Source organism: Yersinia sp. SCPM-O-B-9106 (C-191), from assembly GCF_026183365.1.
In the GTDB taxonomy this organism is placed as follows: Bacteria; Pseudomonadota; Gammaproteobacteria; order Enterobacterales; family Enterobacteriaceae; genus Yersinia; species Yersinia rochesterensis.
The window spans coordinates 3,599,872-3,620,234 of sequence record NZ_CP110791.1; the positions used below are offsets into that span (position 1 = coordinate 3,599,872).

Below are 20,363 nucleotides of genomic sequence, written 5' to 3' on the forward strand. Positions count from 1 at the left end.
TCTCATTCTCAATATTGATTAGCCGGAGTATTTAGACAGAATCAATGTAGATGATGCTTCCCACACCGTTATTTTCTGTAATGATAATTGCATATCTTTCGACCCTGCCTGTTGAGCACGATTTGCGGCCGCAATAAGGCTTTCAATGTCCATTATTTAATGCTCCTACTTTGTAACTTTACTGGAAGTATCAGAATGTTCTTCATACGGCGACCATGCATTATCACTCCAGCCCAGTAGGACTTTATCACCGGGTAAAAAATGAACGTGTAAATCATTCTCACCCCATTTCCTTTCAGGGAGCGGCATATCAACACGGCGCGTTTCAAGGCGCATGCCTTTAAGATACTGCTCATGGGTAATATCAAGCGTCCAAATAACTTCCGCCTTGTTGCCACTTATACTGCCGCAACAAGTTGCCCCCCCACCTCCGTGAGCAAAAGCATTCGCTCCAGCCACCCCATTAACACTAAATCCCAGAATAGGCCGGTCAATTTCACTATGAATAATCAAGGTTACTGGCCCAGTCGGTGGGCCCCATATAGATGCCCAGACCAACCAGCCGCCGTATGCCAGCACCATCGCCAGCAAGCTGCCCCAAACCCATTTACCCCAACGGGCATAGCCGCGATTAACAGCACCGTCAATTTTTTCCAGCCGGTTAAAAAAATCCATCTTTTCCCCATTGCCAATAATTATCTGGCTGCGTGATGACTGAGAATTTGTACCAGTAATACTTTCCCCTCACTCACGTTTCTCAGCGATACCTGCATCTCTTCAGACTCCAGTACTTTTTTGCCTCCATTGAGGTAATAAAGCGCATATAGCTTGCTGTCGATGCCCTCAGTCATCCCTGCCATTTGTGCTTTATCCAGCGCTTTAATCACCATATCGCGCTGTACACAAGGAGGAAAATGCTGGCTTGCGGGCATCTTCTGCCACTGAGTTAATACACTACTGACCGCCGGTTTATCCGCAATCTGCTGCCAGATATCTTCATCTAGCCTGAGTGTGCGGTCGTTGGCATTTTCTACTGTTGAAGGCTTAACAATGATTTGCTGCCATGCTTCTTCTGAGGGCGCCCACCACTGCACAATGTCCTGAAACAGAAAGGTGTGCCATTCCTGCTTATCACATTGCGCCAACAGGCTAATCACATGCCGGGTATAAAATCGTATCAGTGCCGTTGTATTATCTGGGCGAATTATCGTACAGCCATATGAGAGTTGCGCGGCCAGAGAATCGGGATAGCGAGAAGAAATGATAACGCCAGCAATGCCGGGCGTATCATCCATATATTTTGGCAATTTTTCTCTATCATCAACAGCAAACAACCACGGGCCGTAATTTCTGGCATCAGTAAGTTGTGGGTGAAGAAATAGTGAATATAAATCCAACGAATGCGCCGCATAAAATGTCTGAAACGTTTCAGGGCGTTGCGCTCCACCTTCGATCAACAGGAATATTCGGTACTCTTCGGCCTCGGGAATGGACTGAAGCAACGTCGTTATATCCATCTTTTATGCTCCCTGCACCATGGCATCATTCGCTTTTATGGCATTAAGTAAACATTCAATACAGACTTCCCCCTGAAGCGGGGGATATTGCCCGGGAAGTAGTGGCGTATTGAGCGGCAGAGTATTTGGGGGAGTGGCCGCTGTCCTTTTCACTTTGCGTAAATACTGGCTTGCGGTGCCGTACTCAATTTTCCCGGCCTCTATTTTTAGGTAGCTGCCGCCGCCATTGAGCGTAATGCGCTTTTTGCCCGCAAACAGCATGTCATCGGCAGATGTGAGGCTGAGTGTCTGCTCCGCAAACAGCCGCGCGTTGCCGTTCTGCGCCTGTATCTCAACCGGCCCCTCGCCCGATTTCAGACTCAACTGCCCGCTGCGCGCAAATAACCCCAGCTTCTCGCCGGTCTGCACCCTCATATTGCCCATCACTCCCGCGCTGATATCGCCTCCGGCATTTATCACCACATTGTCACTGGCCGTAAGCTGTATATTTTCGCCGCTGGTGAGGGCCACGCCCAATGGCGCAGAAAAATGGATAACTTCATTGAGTGGTTTCAGCCGCTGAGCAAACATCGCCATCTGGCTGTCAATATCCGCTTTCAGTGCTTCGGCCTGCCCGGCCGCAGCTTCCAGTTGTTTAATCTGCTGCTGAAGGTGGTCGATTTCCTTCAGCGCGGCATCCATATCCAGCACTTCTCCGGCGGCTTTCTGTTGCCCGTCGGCACTGATAAACAGCCCTTTGGGGGCGCGGATTGCGCCATACTCATCGGTTCGCAACTCGCTACCGGTGCCGCGTGCTTTGCCCTGCGCATCCACCAGATGACCGGTGTTCAACTGGGTTTTGCCAAATTCAGTGGCGAGCTTGATGTGCTCCTCGCCGCGCTTATCCTCCATCCGCAGTTTGTTGTTGGCGGGCGTCCGGAGAATGTTGCGGCTGTGATTATCGCGGTTAACGTGGTCAGGATGTTCAGAATCATGCAGCGCATACGCAATATACGGCAGGTCAATATCCCCCTGCCCAAAGGCCAGCGCCACCTCAGCCCCCTCAATCAGCGGAGTGTGCCAGCCGTAGGTTTCACCGGCATAGGGTTTCGCCATGCGCAGCCACAGATAAGCATACCCAGACGCCGTGTCGTGGCGGTCAAAATCCAGTTTTACCCGATAACGGCCCGTCTCATCCAGCCAGGCGTAAAGGTCATTTTTCTCGCGGCTCTCGACCCTTGCCGGCAGGGTGCCGTGGATGGTCGGACGCACGATTTCTGCCGGGCGGAAGCAGTAACGCTCACTGTAAGGTATGCCCCACACCGAGACGTGCAGCCGTGAATCGCGGGAAGCGCTGAAGCTGGTGAGCGTGATAACCACGCCCTCTTTCATCGCCTCAATGGTCGCCCCCTGCGGCTCCAACACCATCCCCGGTGTCAGGCCGGAAGCATTGCTGAACAAATGAATGCGGGCGGATTGATTCAGTTCGCGCTCGTGATAAAGCCGGGCATAAAATGCGCCACTTTCGGTCTCCGGCTCCGGGTCACTGTCTTCGCCGGCGGTGAGATAGGGCGCGCTGTAGCGGTAATGCTCGCCGGTGGTCACTGTATCGTGACGAACACTGACGGTAGTATCCAGTGGGGTGCTGGACGCCCGATAGTTATCATCGCGGGTATTGACGCCGCCAGTCACCACATGATGCCAACTGCGCACACCCCAGACGGACTCTGTGGCCCCGTCATGAAGCCCGGACGGCGCGCTGTAGGGCAGCCGCACGTCAAACTGGTAGTGAAGCTGGCTGTCAGCAAATATCACTGTTTCTTGCTCTGTCGCGGCCTGCATCTCAGAGCGAAACCAGATGCCCACCTCAGACAACAACCGCTGGATAAACTGCAAATCAGTTTCCCGCCACTGGGTTATCAATTCACGCGACGGATAAGTGCGCTCAAAACGAAATTCAAAGTCCGGCCCTTCCAGCCCGTGGTCGCGCAGCACCTGCTCCACCACTTCCGGCACCGACTGGTTTTGGAAAATGGCACAGTTCCGGCGGCGGGAAAGCAGCGCCAGACGGGATTCGAGAGTCACGCGGTAATGCGACTGGTCGGCGGAGGTAGAAAGCCACTCCAGCCGGGTGAGAATACCGTGCACCACCTTGCCGTTGCGCATCCGCAGCGTGGCGTACTTCAGCAACACCTGTTCAGGGGCGATATTCGCCTGCGCCGTGGTGAACTCAATATTCCAGGAAAAAGGGGTGTTTAACGCCTCACGGCCCCGCAAACGCAACACATCCGGTGTCACCGCGCTGTCATTGATTTCCAGCACATAGCGGGATTGACTGTTAAAAAGGGGGAACCCGTTAGCCATGATGTTATTCCTTTATTGGCACCAGAATGAACCCAAACTGTAACTGCCAATTATAATGATGGCTGAGACAACAAAGATTATTAGCTTTAATATAAACTTATTTTTGATACCAAACACCATGACCTTACTAAACCCCAATTTATATATCACTCTTAATCAACTCATTTATTATATTTTTAATATTATTATTTTTGTATTTTTTATTTACAACAGTAAGAGTTAGGATCACAAACAAATACCCCACAAAACCACATAAAAACATTAATGTTACTCTAAGAGGATTTGTGCCACACCATGTGATAAACATAATTACAAACACCAACACTATCATTATTAATGAAAACCTTGTTTTCAGAAATGGAGAAACAACAAAGCATCCCATCAATGCTATAATGGCCTTGAACACAAATTTTTATTTATTCCATATCCCATATTTTTCTAGCTCACTTTTATCTATTGGCTTCCCTAGAATTACTGGATTAATTGAATGACTTTTTCCGGTGAGGATTTCATCATTAGGTTGATAGGCCACAGACTTTATGAACAAGAAAATTGACAAGTATGGCTATCTTTTCTCTCTTGAGATTATTATTTAATCTACTGTTTACATTCATTAAGAGTCCAGCCAGACCAACCATTATCTGAAGGATATAAAACATCTATACCGGACCATTCTGGTTCAATTTCATCTGAGAATTGATATTCCCAAAAATACCAAGCGGAACTTCTTAGCTTCTCATTTTCTTTATTATAGACAATGAAAAATGATTGATTTGAAAACAGCTTTAGAACTCGTCCTATCCCACCATAAGGCTTATAGTCTGGAACGTAAGTTATAAAATAACACAAGTTAGGTTCATTCCAGTATTTATAACTTGGCGTGGCATTCTTATATGCTAAAACTTTAATTAAAAATAAAACAATCGTCATAAAAAGCATTGGAAACAAAAAAATAAAAAGCGTGACTTTAATTTTATTACGCATTTTATTTGCTCCTTGCAATGTATTCTTCTATATCAACAGCATTTAAATGAATAATAATATCCACTGGTATTTTTTTGATTTTTGAATAAACAAAAAAATCTCCAGTTCTATTGACGGATTTGTATTTTTCCCTGTACTTAACGAAGGAGTTATTTGTTACTCGATAATAGCTTTTATCATCTTCTTTTATACTTTCTTTTCCTAGAAACTCGCTTACAACACTTGGTTTTATGACGCCACCCCACCCCCAATAACCTAACGGTTGGTCATCACCATCATTCATAAATTCGTATGTATCTCTAACATATAAGCCTAATTCACTTATTTCCAATCGGAATAGGCCACTTTTATCCTTTGTTATTATCATATTCATAAAAGCAACCTTTACAATAAATGAGCCTAATGCACCATAAATATCATCTAGTTTATCGGTAGCCTTTTCCCACAAGGTACTTCCTATGGAAATATAATTAAATTGAGACTTTTTATCCAACTCTATTGCTGACAAATCACTAAAGTCCAGGAATTGTGTTTTTAATGTCTTATCTTTTCTATCCACAAGCCCCATATGATCCAAACGGCTGATGATAGCAATTAATCCGTTTGTTAGCTGATCCATTATTCCTTCTTTTCTTCCAAGATAGCCATTATATTCACGTACATATGATATATTTCGAATGAAATTATCGATAACTGGCCCAACTCTTTTTGATGCAGTGTATAACCATTCAAAATCAATATCGTCAACTATATGTTTCTTATCTATTTTTTGCATATCAACTTTGTTCAACTTCTCCTTTTTACTCATTTCATAATAAGAATCATAGAACCACTTTCTCATAAACCTTGCTGAAACAGTCCACCCCATACTATCCATTACGGTTGGAATATCTGTGATTTTGAAAACCTTAATGGGGATTACCTGCTTGCTGTCTTGCTCATCAGTTAGTTTAGATGTGACTTTTAAATCAGCCATAGATATTACCCTATTACTAAAGAATTTTGTTCTAAGATAGTCAGATCAACCTCGGACTCTTCAGTATGACTTAAAAAGCCCGTGAGTCCGCTATCACCAGTGACCCCTTTTGTTATGGTTCCTAAAGATGATTTTAATACATATCTGATCCCATCAATTGGCTGAAGAGTCCTATCATCGAGTAGAATGAAGCTCCGCTTATAGCTATCAGTTGCACCAGGCATAAATGGAAATTCGAGCTGCTTTGTATTTACCGCCGTGGCCGCTGTCCTTTTCACTTTGCGTAAATACTGGCTTGTGGTGCCGTACTCAATTTTCCCGGCCTCTATTTTTAGGTAGCTGCCGCCGCCATTGAGCGTAATGCGCTTTTTGCCCGCAAACAGCATGTCATCGGCAGATGTGAGGCTGAGTGTCTGCTCCGCAAACAGCCGCGCGTTGCCGTTCTGCGCCTGTATCTCAACCGGCCCCTCGCCCGATTTCAGACTCAACTGCCCGCTGCGCGCAAATAACCCCAGCTTCTCGCCGGTCTGCACCCTCATATTGCCCATCACTCCCGCGCTGATATCGCCTCCGGCATTTATCACCACATTGTCACTGGCCGTAAGCTGTATATTTTCGCCGCTGGTGAGGGCCACGCCCAATGGCGCAGAAAAATGGATAACTTCATTGAGTGGTTTCAGCCGCTGAGCAAACATCGCCATCTGGCTGTCAATATCCGCTTTCAGTGCTTCGGCCTGCCCGGCCGCAGCTTCCAGTTGTTTAATCTGCTGCTGAAGGTGGTCGATTTCCTTCAGCGCGGCATCCATATCCAGCACTTCTCCGGCGGCTTTCTGTTGCCCGTCGGCACTGATAAACAGCCCTTTGGGGGCGCGGATTGCGCCATACTCATCGGTTCGCAACTCGCTACCGGTGCCGCGTGCTTTGCCCTGCGCATCCACCAGATGACCGGTGTTCAACTGGGTTTTGCCAAATTCAGTGGCGAGCTTGATGTGCTCCTCGCCGCGCTTATCCTCCATCCGCAGTTTGTTGTTGGCGGGCGTCCGGAGAATGTTGCGGCTGTGATTATCGCGGTTAACGTGGTCAGGATGTTCAGAATCATGCAGCGCATACGCAATATACGGCAGGTCAATATCCCCCTGCCCAAAGGCCAGCGCCACCTCAGCCCCCTCAATCAGCGGAGTGTGCCAGCCGTAGGTTTCACCGGCATAGGGTTTCGCCATGCGCAGCCACAGATAAGCATACCCAGACGCCGTGTCGTGGCGGTCAAAATCCAGTTTTACCCGATAACGGCCCGTCTCATCCAGCCAGGCGTAAAGGTCATTTTTCTCGCGGCTCTCGACCCTTGCCGGCAGGGTGCCGTGGATGGTCGGACGCACGATTTCTGCCGGGCGGAAGCAGTAACGCTCACTGTAAGGTATGCCCCACACCGAGACGTGCAGCCGTGAATCGCGGGAAGCGCTGAAGCTGGTGAGCGTGATAACCACGCCCTCTTTCATCGCCTCAATGGTCGCCCCCTGCGGCTCCAACACCATCCCCGGTGTCAGGCCGGAAGCATTGCTGAACAAATGAATGCGGGCGGATTGATTCAGTTCGCGCTCGTGATAAAGCCGGGCATAAAATGCGCCACTTTCGGTCTCCGGCTCCGGGTCACTGTCTTCGCCGGCGGTGAGATAGGGCGCGCTGTAGCGGTAATGCTCGCCGGTGGTCACTGTATCGTGACGAACACTGACGGTAGTATCCAGTGGGGTGCTGGACGCCCGATAGTTATCATCGCGGGTATTGACGCCGCCAGTCACCACATGATGCCAACTGCGCACACCCCAGACGGACTCTGTGGCCCCGTCATGAAGCCCGGACGGCGCGCTGTAGGGCAGCCGCACGTCAAACTGGTAGTGAAGCTGGCTGTCAGCAAATATCACTGTTTCTTGCTCTGTCGCGGCCTGCATCTCAGAGCGAAACCAGATGCCCACCTCAGACAACAACCGCTGGATAAACTGCAAATCAGTTTCCCGCCACTGGGTTATCAATTCACGCGGCGGATAAGTGCGCTCAAAACGAAATTCAAAGTCCGGCCCTTCCAGCCCGTGGTCGCGCAGCACCTGCTCCACCACTTCCGGCACCGACTGGTTTTGGAAAATGGCACAGTTCCGGCGGCGGGAAAGCAGCGCCAGACGGGATTCGAGAGTCACGCGGTAATGCGACTGGTCAGCGGAGGTAGAAAGCCACTCCAGCCGGGTGAGAATACCGTGCACCACCTTGCCGTTGCGCATCCGCAGCGTGGCGTATTTCAGCAGCACTTGTTCAGGGGCGATATTCGCCTGCGCCGTGGTGAATTCAATATTCCAGGAAAAAGGGGTGTTTAACGCCTCGCGGCCCCGCAAACGCAACACATCCGGTGTCACCGCGCTGTCATTGATTTCCAGCACATAGCGGGATTGACTGTTAAAAAGGGGGAACCCGTTAGCCATGATGTTATTCCTTTACTGGCACCAGAATGAACCCGCTATTACCCAGTTCAATAGTGCGCGGTTTGTCCGGGTCAAGATCGTCACGGCTCAGCACCAGACGCCACGTGTTATCTTTCATATCCGGGCGATTAAACAGCCCCACCACCGCCACAAACTGTGTTTTTTCATCCATTGGCATGTCCAGCGTGACATTGCCTTTCGGCATCACCAACACGGATTTAGAGGCCAGAACATCATCTTTCAGTACCGTATCAGCTTTACGCAGCAAAGTTTGGTAGTCTGCTGAGTCCACATTTTTGCGGTCTTTCAACTGATAGACCCACACCATAGTCGCCAGTGGCGTCTGCTCACCGTCGGCATTGATGGCCGCGCGTGGGGAAAAGTCCAGATGCAGCGTTTTTATTTGTTTGTAAAAGATCGACTTTGTCATACTGACTGTGCCGTCTTTGACTGTCTGGGTCAGACCGCAGCCTACAAGCAGGCTGCAAAGGGTAAGCACAAGCACCCGCGTTGCCATTCAAAATTCCTTTTATTAACTAATGAAAATTGGGGTTACTCAAAACGGTAATGCCCGTCTTTTGCCGGAGACAACAACGTACAAGCTAGCCCTTCATAACAACCGAGGCTAACAGTCAAAAATTGTCGGTTATCACTGAGTTTTCCGTTTTTTAGGCCAAGCAGGCCAGTGCGCCCCAGTTGAATGCGGCGGCTTTTTCCTAATCGGGGTTCTGGCAGCAATTGCACCAGCACCGTAAGACGCAACCGCACATCACTGCGATAACCCAGATAGACCCGCATCAGGGCCAACAAGTCGGTATGCAGCGTTCCGCCAGGGAGCCAGCCATCCGCCTCTGCCGGGTTACTGGTGGACAGTGTCACCAACACTCGGCTGTTAGCCTCTTTTGCTGCTTTGCCCAATGTCGCCCGTTGCGAGAGTGAGACCCTATTTTCGCGTCCCAAACCGCTGCGGTTCGTGACCTGGATTTTCACCGGGTCATGCTGGGTTACTCTGGCCTCCGAGTCGGGGGCCAACAAATTGACCAATGCGCGGATCCCTTCAGCATTGCGCGTAGGTAAGCGCATGGTGCCCAACAGCGCCAGAAAACGGGAGACCGGCGTGGCGATTTGTTCCGCTGTGCCGGGGATACCAAGCCCCACCAGCCCCAATAAGCACTGCGATGTGGCATCAGTACCACCGGCCTCAAATGTCGCCGGATAGGCGTATTTTCGCCAGATACGGTAATATTGGGTCGTAATGCGGTGGCTAAAAATGTCCAGAAATGCCGTCAGGGCTTCATGCCCCTCCCGACGCTGGGTAATATCATCCAGATAGGTGCTGGGCAAAGGAGAATCGACACCGTACATTCCGAGAAAGGTGGTACGCACGGTCGGCGGTAAATCTGGGTGATCCTCGTCAGTCTCAACTTTTTTCAGTTCACTGACCGGAAACCCCATTCCCGGCCACGGACGAAAGCGCACTGGATCATTTTCCGGGTGGCAGGTTGCCCCCAGTAAGGGCGAATTCGGCGCGGTCTGCTCCAGCAACTGGCAAAAACGGTAAAAGTTGACTCGCCAGATATCCTTGCTTAATGCCTGTGTCAGCCCGGTACGTGCTGGCTGTGATTCTCGCGCCATCTCAGTCGTTTCCCTGTGGGTTGCAGCACCAGCGTCAGCTGGTTGAAAAGATGAATATCGGCATAAAGCGCAAAGAAGCGATGCAGCATCTCACCGAACAAATTCACATCGCCCTCTCCGGCAAAGTTATCCATATTCAATGTGACTTCGATATCCACTCCCCGGAGCATAAAACCTTTCTCAAAGCGGCGGATAAGGGTGTGATTCACCGCGACAATCGCCTCCAGACGGCGGCGGTTCATCTCATCGTCGGTCCAGTCATACAACGCCAAAGTACCCCGCAGCACCTCCGGGTTATCCATCATGCTGAGGAAATTTGAACCCAAGTGGCTCATGACGCGCCAGTGAAAACGGTCATTCGCCGGGGGATATAACGGTAGACTCGGGGCCGAAAGGTTAAGTACCCGAACCGGCACTTTTCCGGCTTTGACCACCCGGTCTAACAGGGTACTGGCCAGCGCTTTACGTGGGAGTTGGCCATTAGTGCCGGTGATACGCATGGAGAGCGACTCTGGCTTTTCTGCCAATTGATCCACTTCAAAGGAACGTCCGCCAAGAATAAGCCAGGTGTCATACAGGCCGGATGCCCCCCGTTTTACCCGAGTGTGGTAGTAACGCTCCGGCGCATCGTGCCGCATCATGCCCCCCCGGTGACGAAAACTGGTAAAAGGCACATACGCGTGTTTGCCGTTTTTTACCGCGCCATGAATATTGTCCACACTGTAGATTTCGGTATGCCCATCCTGAAGGCGCAGCGGTCGCAGAAGATATTCATTATCCAGTGGGTTAAGTGTCAGCGGGTCCGCTTCCAGAGTGAAGAGGTTGATCACCGGCGCACAATGCAGGCGGAAGTTTTCGGTCTCAAACGGCAGGTCAGACGACCAGGCTTCGCTGAGCACGATGTCAATTTCAAACCAACTGCTGTCCGCTGTCAGCCCGATAGTGTCCAGCCCGTGCAGTTCCACAAACATAAACTTCGGCCTAAAGCTGAAGTATTCCAACAATAACTGATAGCCACTGAAAGCGGATTCGGCTTTAGGCCACAGCCGGTCTTTATCGTCAAAACCCATAGGTTTGCACCAGCCGTCAAATGTCCGGCGCTCTGCGCGCGTGCCCGCGTGGCGGGCGTGCATAGCATGTACACGGCGGGTTAAAGCCAAATGCAGAGCAGAACTAACCGGGCTTTCTGCACTGAGGTAGATGGCGACTTTATCTATCCCGGCTTTCGTCCAATCCACCTTTTCCGTGCATTCAAAGCGCAGCCGGATAGCTGAGCGCCCGTCAGTTTCCGTCTGTAGTCGAGCGTCGGCGAGATGCAACGGCTGGAGCGCGATGTCCCGCGTTGTGCGATATTGGCAACTGGTTTTATGTAGCCCTACCGGACGGGACAAAACAGAGAAACCCTGCGGTAGAGATTCTGCCTGACGAAGGCTACGCCAGTCGGGTGCAAATTCCACAATCGCCAGAGAGGGGATGGTGCGCATGTAATGCGGCCAGAGCAAGCTGACCAACCCTTCGGTCAACTCTGGCAGGTCATCATCCAGCTTTTCGCGCATCCGCCCCATCAGGAAAGCAAACCCCTCGAACAGGCGCTCAACATACGGATCCCGGGCACCGGGTTTATCCAGATTGAGCATGGCAGCCCGGTCTGGATGGGCACGGGTAAACTCTTTACCGGCCTCGCGCAGATAGCGCATTTCGGCCTCATAGTAGCGCAGCGTTAAATCATCCATGCACGAGGTTCCTGAAAATCATCTGAGAAAAAAATAAAGTCAGCCACAGAGCACCATGGCCCGGGCAGGATCGATGGCAATAAGGCCCGCCAGCAGAGCATCCATTTCCGGTGTTAGACGGGTTTTATCCGACTCACTGCGGCCGGCTTTCATACGCAATAACTTCAGGCGACGGGCTTGTACTTCAAACAATAGCGCCGGTTCCCAGTCACTGAGTGTCAAGTGTGGGCCTGTTGCGGAAAGCTCGCCGAGTAAATGCAGCGCCATTTCGTTACGTCCGTATTGTTCTGCGACCCTTGCCATCAGCAACCGCAATAACCAGCGGTGACGGGGAGCATCCATCCCAGGGCGTGTTTGAAGCCAGGCAATGGCCACTTCAGGCCCCTCGCTGTCACCCTTTTCCATCGCCTCAGTTTCTAGCGTAAGTATGTCATCAGCCTGACTGCCGCCAACGTTTGCCGGTGTATCGTGGAAAGTCAGGGTATTCTCGTTCACTTTCTCGGTGATCCAACCCAACGTGACCTCATCAGCAAAAGGGGTGCCATCATTCCAGGCCAACGTTTCCAGCCCTGGTAAACGTTTTAGGAACAACCGCAGATCGGAGAGAATATATTCAGACCATGTTTCCCAAGGTTGGCCAGCGCGGGTCAGCCCCTGCCAAAGATACCATTGCACATCGAGCCAGAAATGGTTAACACCCTCGCAGTACATCTGGCTCGCCTGCTCCACCAGCTCTGCCCAGCTTTGTTGGCGGTACAGACGTTTAAGTTGGGCGCGGTATTCCGGCTTTGGCGGTACTAGCCGGGTTCGCCCACTGGCATCCAGCGCGGGGATTTGGTCGACCGTATCCCAGCGCACCGTTTTCATCATTCGGTGGGAAGCCAACCAACCCTGCGGTTGTTCCCCGAGCCAGCGGGAAAGTAATTTTGCTTGATCCAGCAAGTCACGGCCGGACTGAACAGCCGATAATTGTGGCGAACTCCGAGTACCCGCCGTGAGCGCCGCGTCTTGGCCGCTGCTGTTTTGCGGAATAAGCGCATTCAGGCCACCGGAACGCGCCAGACGATTTTCAAGGGCGGAGCACAAACCTGCAAAGGAGGGGCGCTCATTTTCGGGCCAATCACTGACAGCAGCATGCAGCAGGCTGACGGCGCCCGCCGTTAATTCTGCATCTTCACGTGCCACTTCGGGCCAGAGTGTGAGACTGTCGAGGACTTTTGCACTATTGAGCCACTCCAGCGCACCCTTACGGGCCACAGGACGTCGCGGATGGCAGAGAGCACCGTAGCGGGCTATCATCGCGGCCAATAAAATCAAACCTTCTGCCAGCCCTTTTTCGCCATCGCGATGCAAACGGGCCTGAATGTACCAAGTCACCACACGGATATCTTTGGTGGTTTGGCAAAGAAGTTTCTCTGCCAATTGACACATGAATGTTAGGTCTATTCCTGAGAGTTTGTTGATTTCTTCCCGCATCGACTGGAAATCATCATTGTAAGCTGGGTCTTCACCGGCCTCTGATTCAGGACTGATGGGCAGTAACCAGTTTTCCCATAGAGACCGGGCAACGGATGCACGGGATATAACATTCTGTTGCTCCATTTCATCAGCGGAACAAAGATAGAGAAGAGAGTCAGGTGATGACATTTAATTAGCTGTCCCTGTTTGAACGGATAAATGGTTTAAATGGGTAAATGGTTTTAACAAATAAATTGAAAGCAGTGACAGAGACCTGACGAAGCACATAAGTCTATTCCTATGGGGTCATTATTAAATAGACATTAATTGAACATAATAAATATAATAAAAATCTTGTTGCATGCATAGGTAAATAACCCATGCATGCTTGAATTCAATATATAAATATTAATTCATCTTACTATTGACTCTTATAATGGCATTATCATAAACAGGGTTCTGTTTTTCATTTTTAGCTGCTTTATAATAAGTCAATGCATCAGAGTATTGGTTTGCTGCTTCATAGACTCTACCAATATTGTAATTCGCGCCCGCGCGAATTGTTGGCGCACCAGCACCAGACGCTAACGCAATAGCTTTACGGTTTGCCCAGATGGCTTCTGCTGTACGTCCAGCTTTTTGATATGTCAGGCCAAGATTGCCATAGGCCTTACCATTGTCAGAATAGTTATTGATAGCTTCTGTGAAGAAATAGATGGCATCCTCATAATTTTTCTCTTTATAAGCTGCCTCTCCTTTCAGATTCAGTGATTTTGATTTATTTATATGACTCTCATCCCAGGTCTGCTGATCAAATGCGGCATTATTACTGAGAAGCGGATTCAGATACCCACTCAGACTGCTTGGGTTCATTGAAATACCTTTAATACTGTTTATATCCTGAATTTCACCGTTTTCATTTACCCTGAATACCGTCCATAAATTCCCTTTCTGACCAGTCGGAATATAATATGTCCGGACTAATGACTCGCCAACATACACAAATACTTTTGCCTGACTGCCGGATAGATTTGTTGTCTCTGGTTCAGACAGGTCACTGTAATCATGAACCGCATAAACATAAGCCTGTCCATTTTCCCGTTTAGTTAATGTAATGGTCTCTGGACCAAAGCTGTCCGTATCATCTACATCCAGATTCCCGTTGCTCCCTTCTTTGTTTTCGAAGTAGAGGTGGTTATCAGAGTAGACCATATGCGAATCGAGGTCAGAGGGCGTAAGACCCCAGCTCAATACCACTCGCATGCTATCAAGCCCTTTCATTATCGGACTCAGAGCATAGCTCATGCCGTTACAAGGGCATTTTGCTACCAACGTTGAGTACCCATCCTTTTTTATAATAACTAAGTTATCGCTGGTATCGGGATAAGTGCCGTTATAACTCGCTTTTCCCGCTGAATCACTCACAGTGGTCAGTGATTGTTCGCCATTGCGCTGGACGACAACCTGAGCATTGGCAATTTTCTGGTCTTTTATTGTCGCACTCAATACTTCAATATTCGCTTGGCCAGCATTAGCGTAGAAACTTGTTGTAAGAAAGATTGATAGAAAACTAACTGTTAGCACCCTGTTCATACCGCTCCTTAATTTATTATTAACTTATTTTCATACCTAGCATTTATAAATATGTTCTTAGGAATATGAATGACTGAAACCTCCCAGAACACTAATCATTCTTCCCGTGAACTCATGCTTTCATCAATCTCACTCCATCCTCTGAATCATCATCAAAGTTATTCATCTTCTGCGGCGAATTGTTCCAGACTCTCGACACCGGGTTCGACATTAAAAATTGACTCTGGCAGGCGAAATCCCTGAAGTTTCAGTAGCGCAAGCGGCCCGTCGCCAAGCTCGCTACGCAGGATAAATTTCAGCGTATTGCCGTCTTGTGTCGTCCACACCAGTTGAGTGCGGCCGCTATCCAACGGGGTGGCCTGTGCCTTATCAAGTAAACGGATTAAACCCCAATTTCCCTGATTATCGGCATACAGCCGCATACCACTACTGACACTGCGCCAACTGAGTTGAACGCCCGGATAGTAGGTATTCCCCGGCCAGGTGAAGCTCTGCCAACTTTCCATCTGGTTGAAATAATCCAGGCTCTGCTCGTCAACAGTCAGTTGCATGCGAGCAACATCTTTCGACGGACGCGCCATCAGCTCAAAATGCACATTGGCATCCCCCTGAGCAAAGACGATGTCCGAGAGTTCGGCCAGTTGGTTGATGGCGTTGAGGAATGCCGGATTGACGGTCATTCCTTGGCTGGCAGCAGGATCTACCACCCAGCGATTGCCTTCTTGATGCAGGATGCCGCCAAGGTTAGTTTTCAGGAATGTCGTAATACGCCCAGAATCGCTGCGTAAGAACTGGGCCAGCAAAGGCAGTGAAGCATCGCTGCCGGTAGATTTGAACGGATAACGGCCAACAAAAGCTTTATTCCACTGCTCGACAATAGTCCTCTGCCAGCGGGCATTCAGACTTCCCGCAGCGGGAGCCAATACCTGACGCCATGCCAGATCCAGCGGCTGTACAAACAGCGCCTGACCAAAACCATTCCACTCCTGCCCAAGGCTGGCTGCCATCAAGCTGCCGTAATCACGGGTATCCGTCAGATCAATAGCTTTGCCCTGAAAGACAGTCTGTGCCAGCATTTGTGACATCGCCTGAGGGTCAGGAGCGCTCGTAACCTGCTGAAGTTTAAGGCGAACTTGTGTAACGCGTGCCAACCACGATTGGAAACTCAGGTTACCGTTACTGCCGGTTCCGTCTTTTCCTTCCATGACGCCCAGCAGCGGACCAAATACGCCGTCCAGTGGGCCACGTGGCCCCAGAGCTTGCTGTACAAACTGCTGTGAGTTTTTTTCACGCCCTATCAATTTTTTGGCTGAATCCACAATCGAATCCGCCAATGCTTCACCTTTCTGGCCGGTTTTTCCTTGCCAGGCGAGTGTATTCATCAGTGCAACCAACGGTGACTGGCGTATATCAGCGACCAGATTCAGTTGGGCAATGGCCTCTGATAGTGAGCTAGCCGCATGCCACTGAATGCTGTTAACCATATTCAGCCAGGCATTGCCGAAGTCAGTAAAATAGCGCTCGGTAAGCCGTGCTTTCAGTGCTTCCGGCGACATTTCACTGTCGGGCTGATGAGTTTTATCCGTCAGTACCCAGTCAATTTCATCACGGCGGGTTTTCACAACTTCAGCAATCGCATCCTGAACCTGATCTTCCCATGCCTGGCGGGTAAACATGCCCGGAACCACGGCATCCGTACTGAACAGCGTTGACGCATCCGTGTCCCCCGTCATGTCTGCCAACGTTAAATCTGGCCAGTTACTGGAGATGCGCTTGAGCATTTCTTGATACAGCCCCGCCTCTGCATTGCGCTGCCCTATTTGCTTGAGCAGAATTTGGCGGACGGTACTGATAAGTTCGGTGTTGGGTTTTATTTTCCAGTCCGGATGCATCGGGAGATTTTGGGCATAAAACCCTAACAGTTTCGGTGCCAGCGACTGCCAAACGCCATCAGGTACACCTTCGCGTGTTGGCCATAGCACCATCATATTTTTTGACAACCAAGCTGCATCTGCTTTATCCGGATGAACCAGCATCAGATAACTCTTGAGCTGATTGTAGGCTTGCTGAGTTCCCTGAGTTCTGGCATCACTGGCAGGCGGCAGTTGCACAAAAACATGCAGTTGTTGTTTCAGATGTTCGGCGGTAGCATCGCGCATTAACTGGTTGTTGTTGTGGGTATACAACGGCCAAAGTGCCGCCAGAGTATCGCGGTCTTGGTTAAGTCCAAAGCGGGTATACCAGGGTGCTCCTTTGGCCTCATTGTTTTGTAGGCGGGCAATGGCCTGCTGGAGAATAAGCTGATTCCGCAAACGCTCCGGTAGCGGTTGTTGTGTATCGGCGGCAATACGGGCGGTGTCCTGTGCCTGGTAAATTTGCGTTCGGTTTACACTCAATGATAACAATGTACCGGCGGCCCAGAGAGCAGCCAAAACTAGCAGCAGCAGCCGTAGCGCTTTCAGCCAGTCAAAAGTGATTTTTTTTGCCACCGCATTCTGGCTATCTTCTACTATTGCCTGCCACGCGGGGCTACTCAGTCGAACATGCGGAGCGGTGCTTGCACCCGCCAGCTCCGGGCTGAGCATAATGCCACGCAGGCGGTAAGCAGCAGCCCCCTGCATCAGCCCATTCAATAAGACGGTCAGCCGAGCTTTCAGTTCACCTTGTAGGCGGGATGACAGCCGTAAAAGCCAGTCATGACGGGTGTCGTTTAATATTTGCGCCATTCCGGCGCGGCGTAAACGGGGAACCAGCTCATCGAGAGAAGAAATCGCCTCTTCTGCTGTCGCGCCCGCCCCAAACAACGCGCCAGTTGCCGTTCGCTCCCTTTCTTGCTGCGAGCCATATTCTTTATCTGTCAGCCACAGCCAGATAGGTGCTTTCCAGCCCAGCAATTTGTCTGTTTTCTGGCGATTGCGTAAAAAGGCATCGCGCTCAGCCGCGGAGGGGAGTGAGCCGGTGTCGAGCACCTGTACAATGCCGTCCAACGGGCGACGCGGGCGCACCTGTTTCAGCGCAGACAAAAATGTGTCATCCGGTGGCGACTGCACATCACCGGCGTGGATCAAAACGATGCCATCGCCTTCCTGCCATACATCACGGGTTAACCCCGGTACGGCTTTCTCAATATCAGCACTTTCGCCCTGCACCAGCAGAATGCGGACTTTGCTTTTCCAGAAACGGCCATAACGTAGTTCGAGGTGCTCAGTGAGAGAGGTCGGGCTGAACTTATCTGTGATAACTTTAGAATGAAGGGTAACATTGGCTTCATCAAGGTTAGTCGGCTGCTGATTTTTTTGGAATGACATCCGCACACCAGACTTACCCGCCCGCTCAAACCCTTTTTCAATAAGCCAGCCCAACAAGATAAGCGCCACGGCAATGGATAGACAAAAGGTGAAAAGCCTACCACTGTCCAACGGGCCAATCCCTGTCCAGTTAGCCATTTTTTCTGGCATGGATAAAAATAAAAAGGCAATGATGACTGTCAAAAAAATCAAGACAGAAACAATAGCCCCGATGAGTGTTTTTATTTTCACGATAGATCCTGATTTGTCTCTGTTTTATCGCCGGGTGTCATACTGACAACCCAGATTTCACCTGTATTAGTTTCAGCGACAGCAACCTGTGGGCCACTTTGTTGGGCCATTGTTGTCGCGAGGGTGACCGCAAGCCAGGGCGCAGCCTTGCCGGTATAACCCGTCGTCTGATCTACATCCCGGTTATCTTCAGTCATATTAAATATCAGCCTATTTCCCTCACAGGCTGAGCTCCACTCCCCCCCCATCGCCAGCGTATTACCGGTAGTACATGCTCCTTTCACTGTTTCTGCGGGTATATTGCCCCATAGCAGCGCCCGGCTAAGGGTTTTGGATAAAGTGTTGATGCTACCTTTCTCAGGACGATGTAACCTGACGGCATCTGGGAAGTCGGAATGATTTCGGTTTAACAGAAGGGTCCAAGTCATGGCTTCACCCTCATCTACCTGCGGTGTTGTGCGCACCACAGCACTAACAGCGAGAAGTACGGCGGGGTGTGTCCATTCCTCATCTAGCCAGAGATCGAGGGCTGTAAATCCTTTAGCGTGTGATAAACGAAACGCTCTGCCTGTCTGTGAAATTAGGATCTTTAAAATTTGCTCATCAGCATCCGGGACACCCGCGATGTCACAATCAGTCATTAGCAAACAGGGGATGTTGACAGGAATTTTAGCCAGCACAGGTTTGATCTGACTGACAATGGTTTTGACTGCTACATCAAGATCCTGAGATTCCTGCTGGTCATGAAAACCCGGTAACCTAGAGTGACGAACAGGCATGCCGCCTGCTCTGGGAATTTGAACATTTAGCTGAGAATCGGCTGATTTTATTGCTTTAAGTAATTTCTCCGACCCGCTACCAAGCTGAGTGATGATCCCAGAGTTTAAAACCCATGCAGCTCTTTGCCCCCGGACTGTTTCCTGTTCGAGTAACTGCGATCGCTCTCGATCCCACGATGTTGCCCATACTTGGTCACATTTATAGCCGAATCGACGAATGCTAAACATTAATCCCCAGAGGCAAAAGGGCAATCCTGACGCCATAAACCAGAATACAAGTCCCGTCCGTTCTTCTGCCCATAACCAGAATGTCAGAGCATTCCCCGCAACCATGACGCCCCCGAGGAAGTATAGCCAGCGGCGGGTATCAGGCCGACGGATCAGAGGAGCTGCATCAGGGATTGCATCCAGATAAACAGGCATTGTCATCCCACCTTCGCTGCCGAAAATGTGCTAATCAGTGTGCAACCACAGCCGCATTTATGCCCATGAAACGCCACAGGGATGCCGTTATCTAAATAATCAGGATTACCCTCAACAATGGTAGTCGCGCCATGCCCAGAGATCGGACAGGAAACCTTATCGCCTTTACGGGCGACACCAATACCACCAAACTTCATTTTCTCTGAGCTGGTTAATACAGAACCACCATGAGTGGTTTTATCGCCTTTGCGAATAATATTCAGCATATTGGTCTCTGGAGATTAGTTGTTGCTAATAATTTAATATAGGAGGGTTTTATTTGTATATTAATTATGGATATATAGTTATTAACTAATGAATATATTATCCGTAAAACTATTTATTTTTATTCATATCTTTGCAGTAATCTAAAAATGCGTTGTTATGTTTTTTACTAGTGAGCTAGTGTCGTTTTTTTTAAAAAAAGCGTGGCAATGATCAATCAAGACTAAATAACTATCACTTATAATAAACTAATTATAAATTAATGGGCATATTTCAGATTATTGATTAGCCTTTGATACATGTATAAATTCCGCCAGAGCAACTCCATCTTGGCTAAACAATGTATTATACATCGCAACAGTAGTGTCCGAATAAAAGTAAGAAATAAGTGTTTTTTGTTTTCATATAGTTAATAGAACAAACATTCTTATCACTAATAAGGTGATTTTTTATTAATACTTATATCAACCCGTTCATATATAATATTTAAGTTGCTAACGACGTCAGAGCCATGTTCACCAAAAATATTTACATTGAAAACTTTATAAAGCTTCTACACACCATTAATTTGTTCATCACTGGAATATACTTTCCCTATAAAAATAAAAAAAATAACACTATTTTTATATGCAACATATCTAAAACCTCAAT

The 20,363-nt window shown here is 49.4% G+C and carries 15 protein-coding genes; all 15 read right to left on the reverse strand.

Translation table 11 applies throughout. The annotated features are described in order from the left end of the window. Nucleotides 1-18: 18 nt before the first annotated feature. Complete coding sequence (locus OP863_RS16445) at nt 19-153, reverse strand: hypothetical protein (protein WP_265525595.1); 135 nt, start codon at nt 151-153, stop codon at nt 19-21. Between the two features lie 12 nt (nt 154-165). Next, the gene (locus tag OP863_RS16450) at nt 166-675 is read right to left on the reverse strand and encodes a DUF3304 domain-containing protein (RefSeq protein ID WP_265525596.1); all 510 of its coding nucleotides are present in this window, start codon (nt 673-675) and stop codon (nt 166-168) included. A 20-nt stretch (nt 676-695) separates the two neighbouring features. After that, nucleotides 696-1,517, reverse strand: a complete 822-nt coding sequence (locus OP863_RS16455) for a DUF4123 domain-containing protein (RefSeq protein WP_145588999.1) — start codon at nt 1,515-1,517, stop codon at nt 696-698. 3 nt (nt 1,518-1,520) lie between these two features. After that, nucleotides 1,521-3,860 carry a type VI secretion system Vgr family protein gene (locus OP863_RS16460; protein WP_265525597.1) on the reverse strand — a complete coding sequence of 780 codons (2,340 nt, stop codon included), beginning with the start codon at nt 3,858-3,860 and terminating at the stop codon, nt 1,521-1,523. Between the two features lie 597 nt (nt 3,861-4,457). Beyond that, a complete protein-coding gene (locus tag OP863_RS16465; RefSeq protein ID WP_265525598.1) occupies nt 4,458-4,844 on the reverse strand; it encodes a hypothetical protein in 387 nt (128 codons plus the stop codon). Nucleotide 4,845: 1 nt separating this feature from the next. Then, nucleotides 4,846-5,820 (reverse strand): DUF6402 family protein, encoded by a 975-nt coding sequence (locus OP863_RS16470; RefSeq protein WP_265525599.1) that lies wholly within the window; start codon nt 5,818-5,820, stop codon nt 4,846-4,848. Nucleotides 5,821-5,825: 5 nt separating this feature from the next. Beyond that, nucleotides 5,826-8,288, reverse strand: a complete 2,463-nt coding sequence (locus tag OP863_RS16475; RefSeq protein WP_265525600.1) for a type VI secretion system Vgr family protein — start codon at nt 8,286-8,288, stop codon at nt 5,826-5,828. A gap of 4 nt (nt 8,289-8,292) precedes the next feature. Beyond that, nucleotides 8,293-8,805: a type VI secretion system lipoprotein TssJ gene (gene tssJ, locus OP863_RS16480; protein WP_145588997.1), complete on the reverse strand. Its 513-nt coding sequence runs from the start codon at nt 8,803-8,805 to the stop codon at nt 8,293-8,295. 35 nt (nt 8,806-8,840) lie between these two features. Then, complete coding sequence (gene tssG, locus OP863_RS16485; RefSeq protein ID WP_265525601.1) at nt 8,841-9,923, reverse strand: type VI secretion system baseplate subunit TssG; 1,083 nt, start codon at nt 9,921-9,923, stop codon at nt 8,841-8,843. Next, on the reverse strand, nt 9,887-11,656 hold the full coding sequence (gene tssF / locus OP863_RS16490; RefSeq protein WP_038630745.1) for a type VI secretion system baseplate subunit TssF: 1,770 nt from the start codon (nt 11,654-11,656) through the stop codon (nt 9,887-9,889). The genes tssG and tssF overlap by 37 nt, the downstream gene beginning before the upstream one ends. Before the next feature lie 39 nt (nt 11,657-11,695). Continuing rightward, complete coding sequence (tssA, locus tag OP863_RS16495) at nt 11,696-13,303, reverse strand: type VI secretion system protein TssA (RefSeq protein ID WP_145588994.1); 1,608 nt, start codon at nt 13,301-13,303, stop codon at nt 11,696-11,698. Between the two features lie 219 nt (nt 13,304-13,522). After that, nucleotides 13,523-14,707, reverse strand: a complete 1,185-nt coding sequence (locus OP863_RS16500) for a tetratricopeptide repeat protein (protein WP_265525602.1) — start codon at nt 14,705-14,707, stop codon at nt 13,523-13,525. Nucleotides 14,708-14,865: 158 nt separating this feature from the next. Next, entirely contained in the window at nt 14,866-18,246 is a 3,381-nt protein-coding gene (locus OP863_RS16505) for an ImcF-related family protein (protein WP_265525603.1), read from the reverse strand. Then, nucleotides 18,243-19,448 carry a hypothetical protein gene (locus tag OP863_RS16510; RefSeq protein WP_265525604.1) on the reverse strand — a complete coding sequence of 402 codons (1,206 nt, stop codon included), beginning with the start codon at nt 19,446-19,448 and terminating at the stop codon, nt 18,243-18,245. The genes OP863_RS16505 and OP863_RS16510 overlap by 4 nt, the downstream gene beginning before the upstream one ends. Nucleotides 19,449-19,450: 2 nt before the next feature. Further along, on the reverse strand, nt 19,451-19,714 hold the full coding sequence (locus tag OP863_RS16515; RefSeq protein WP_038630738.1) for a PAAR domain-containing protein: 264 nt from the start codon (nt 19,712-19,714) through the stop codon (nt 19,451-19,453). Nucleotides 19,715-20,363: the final 649 nt, after the last annotated feature.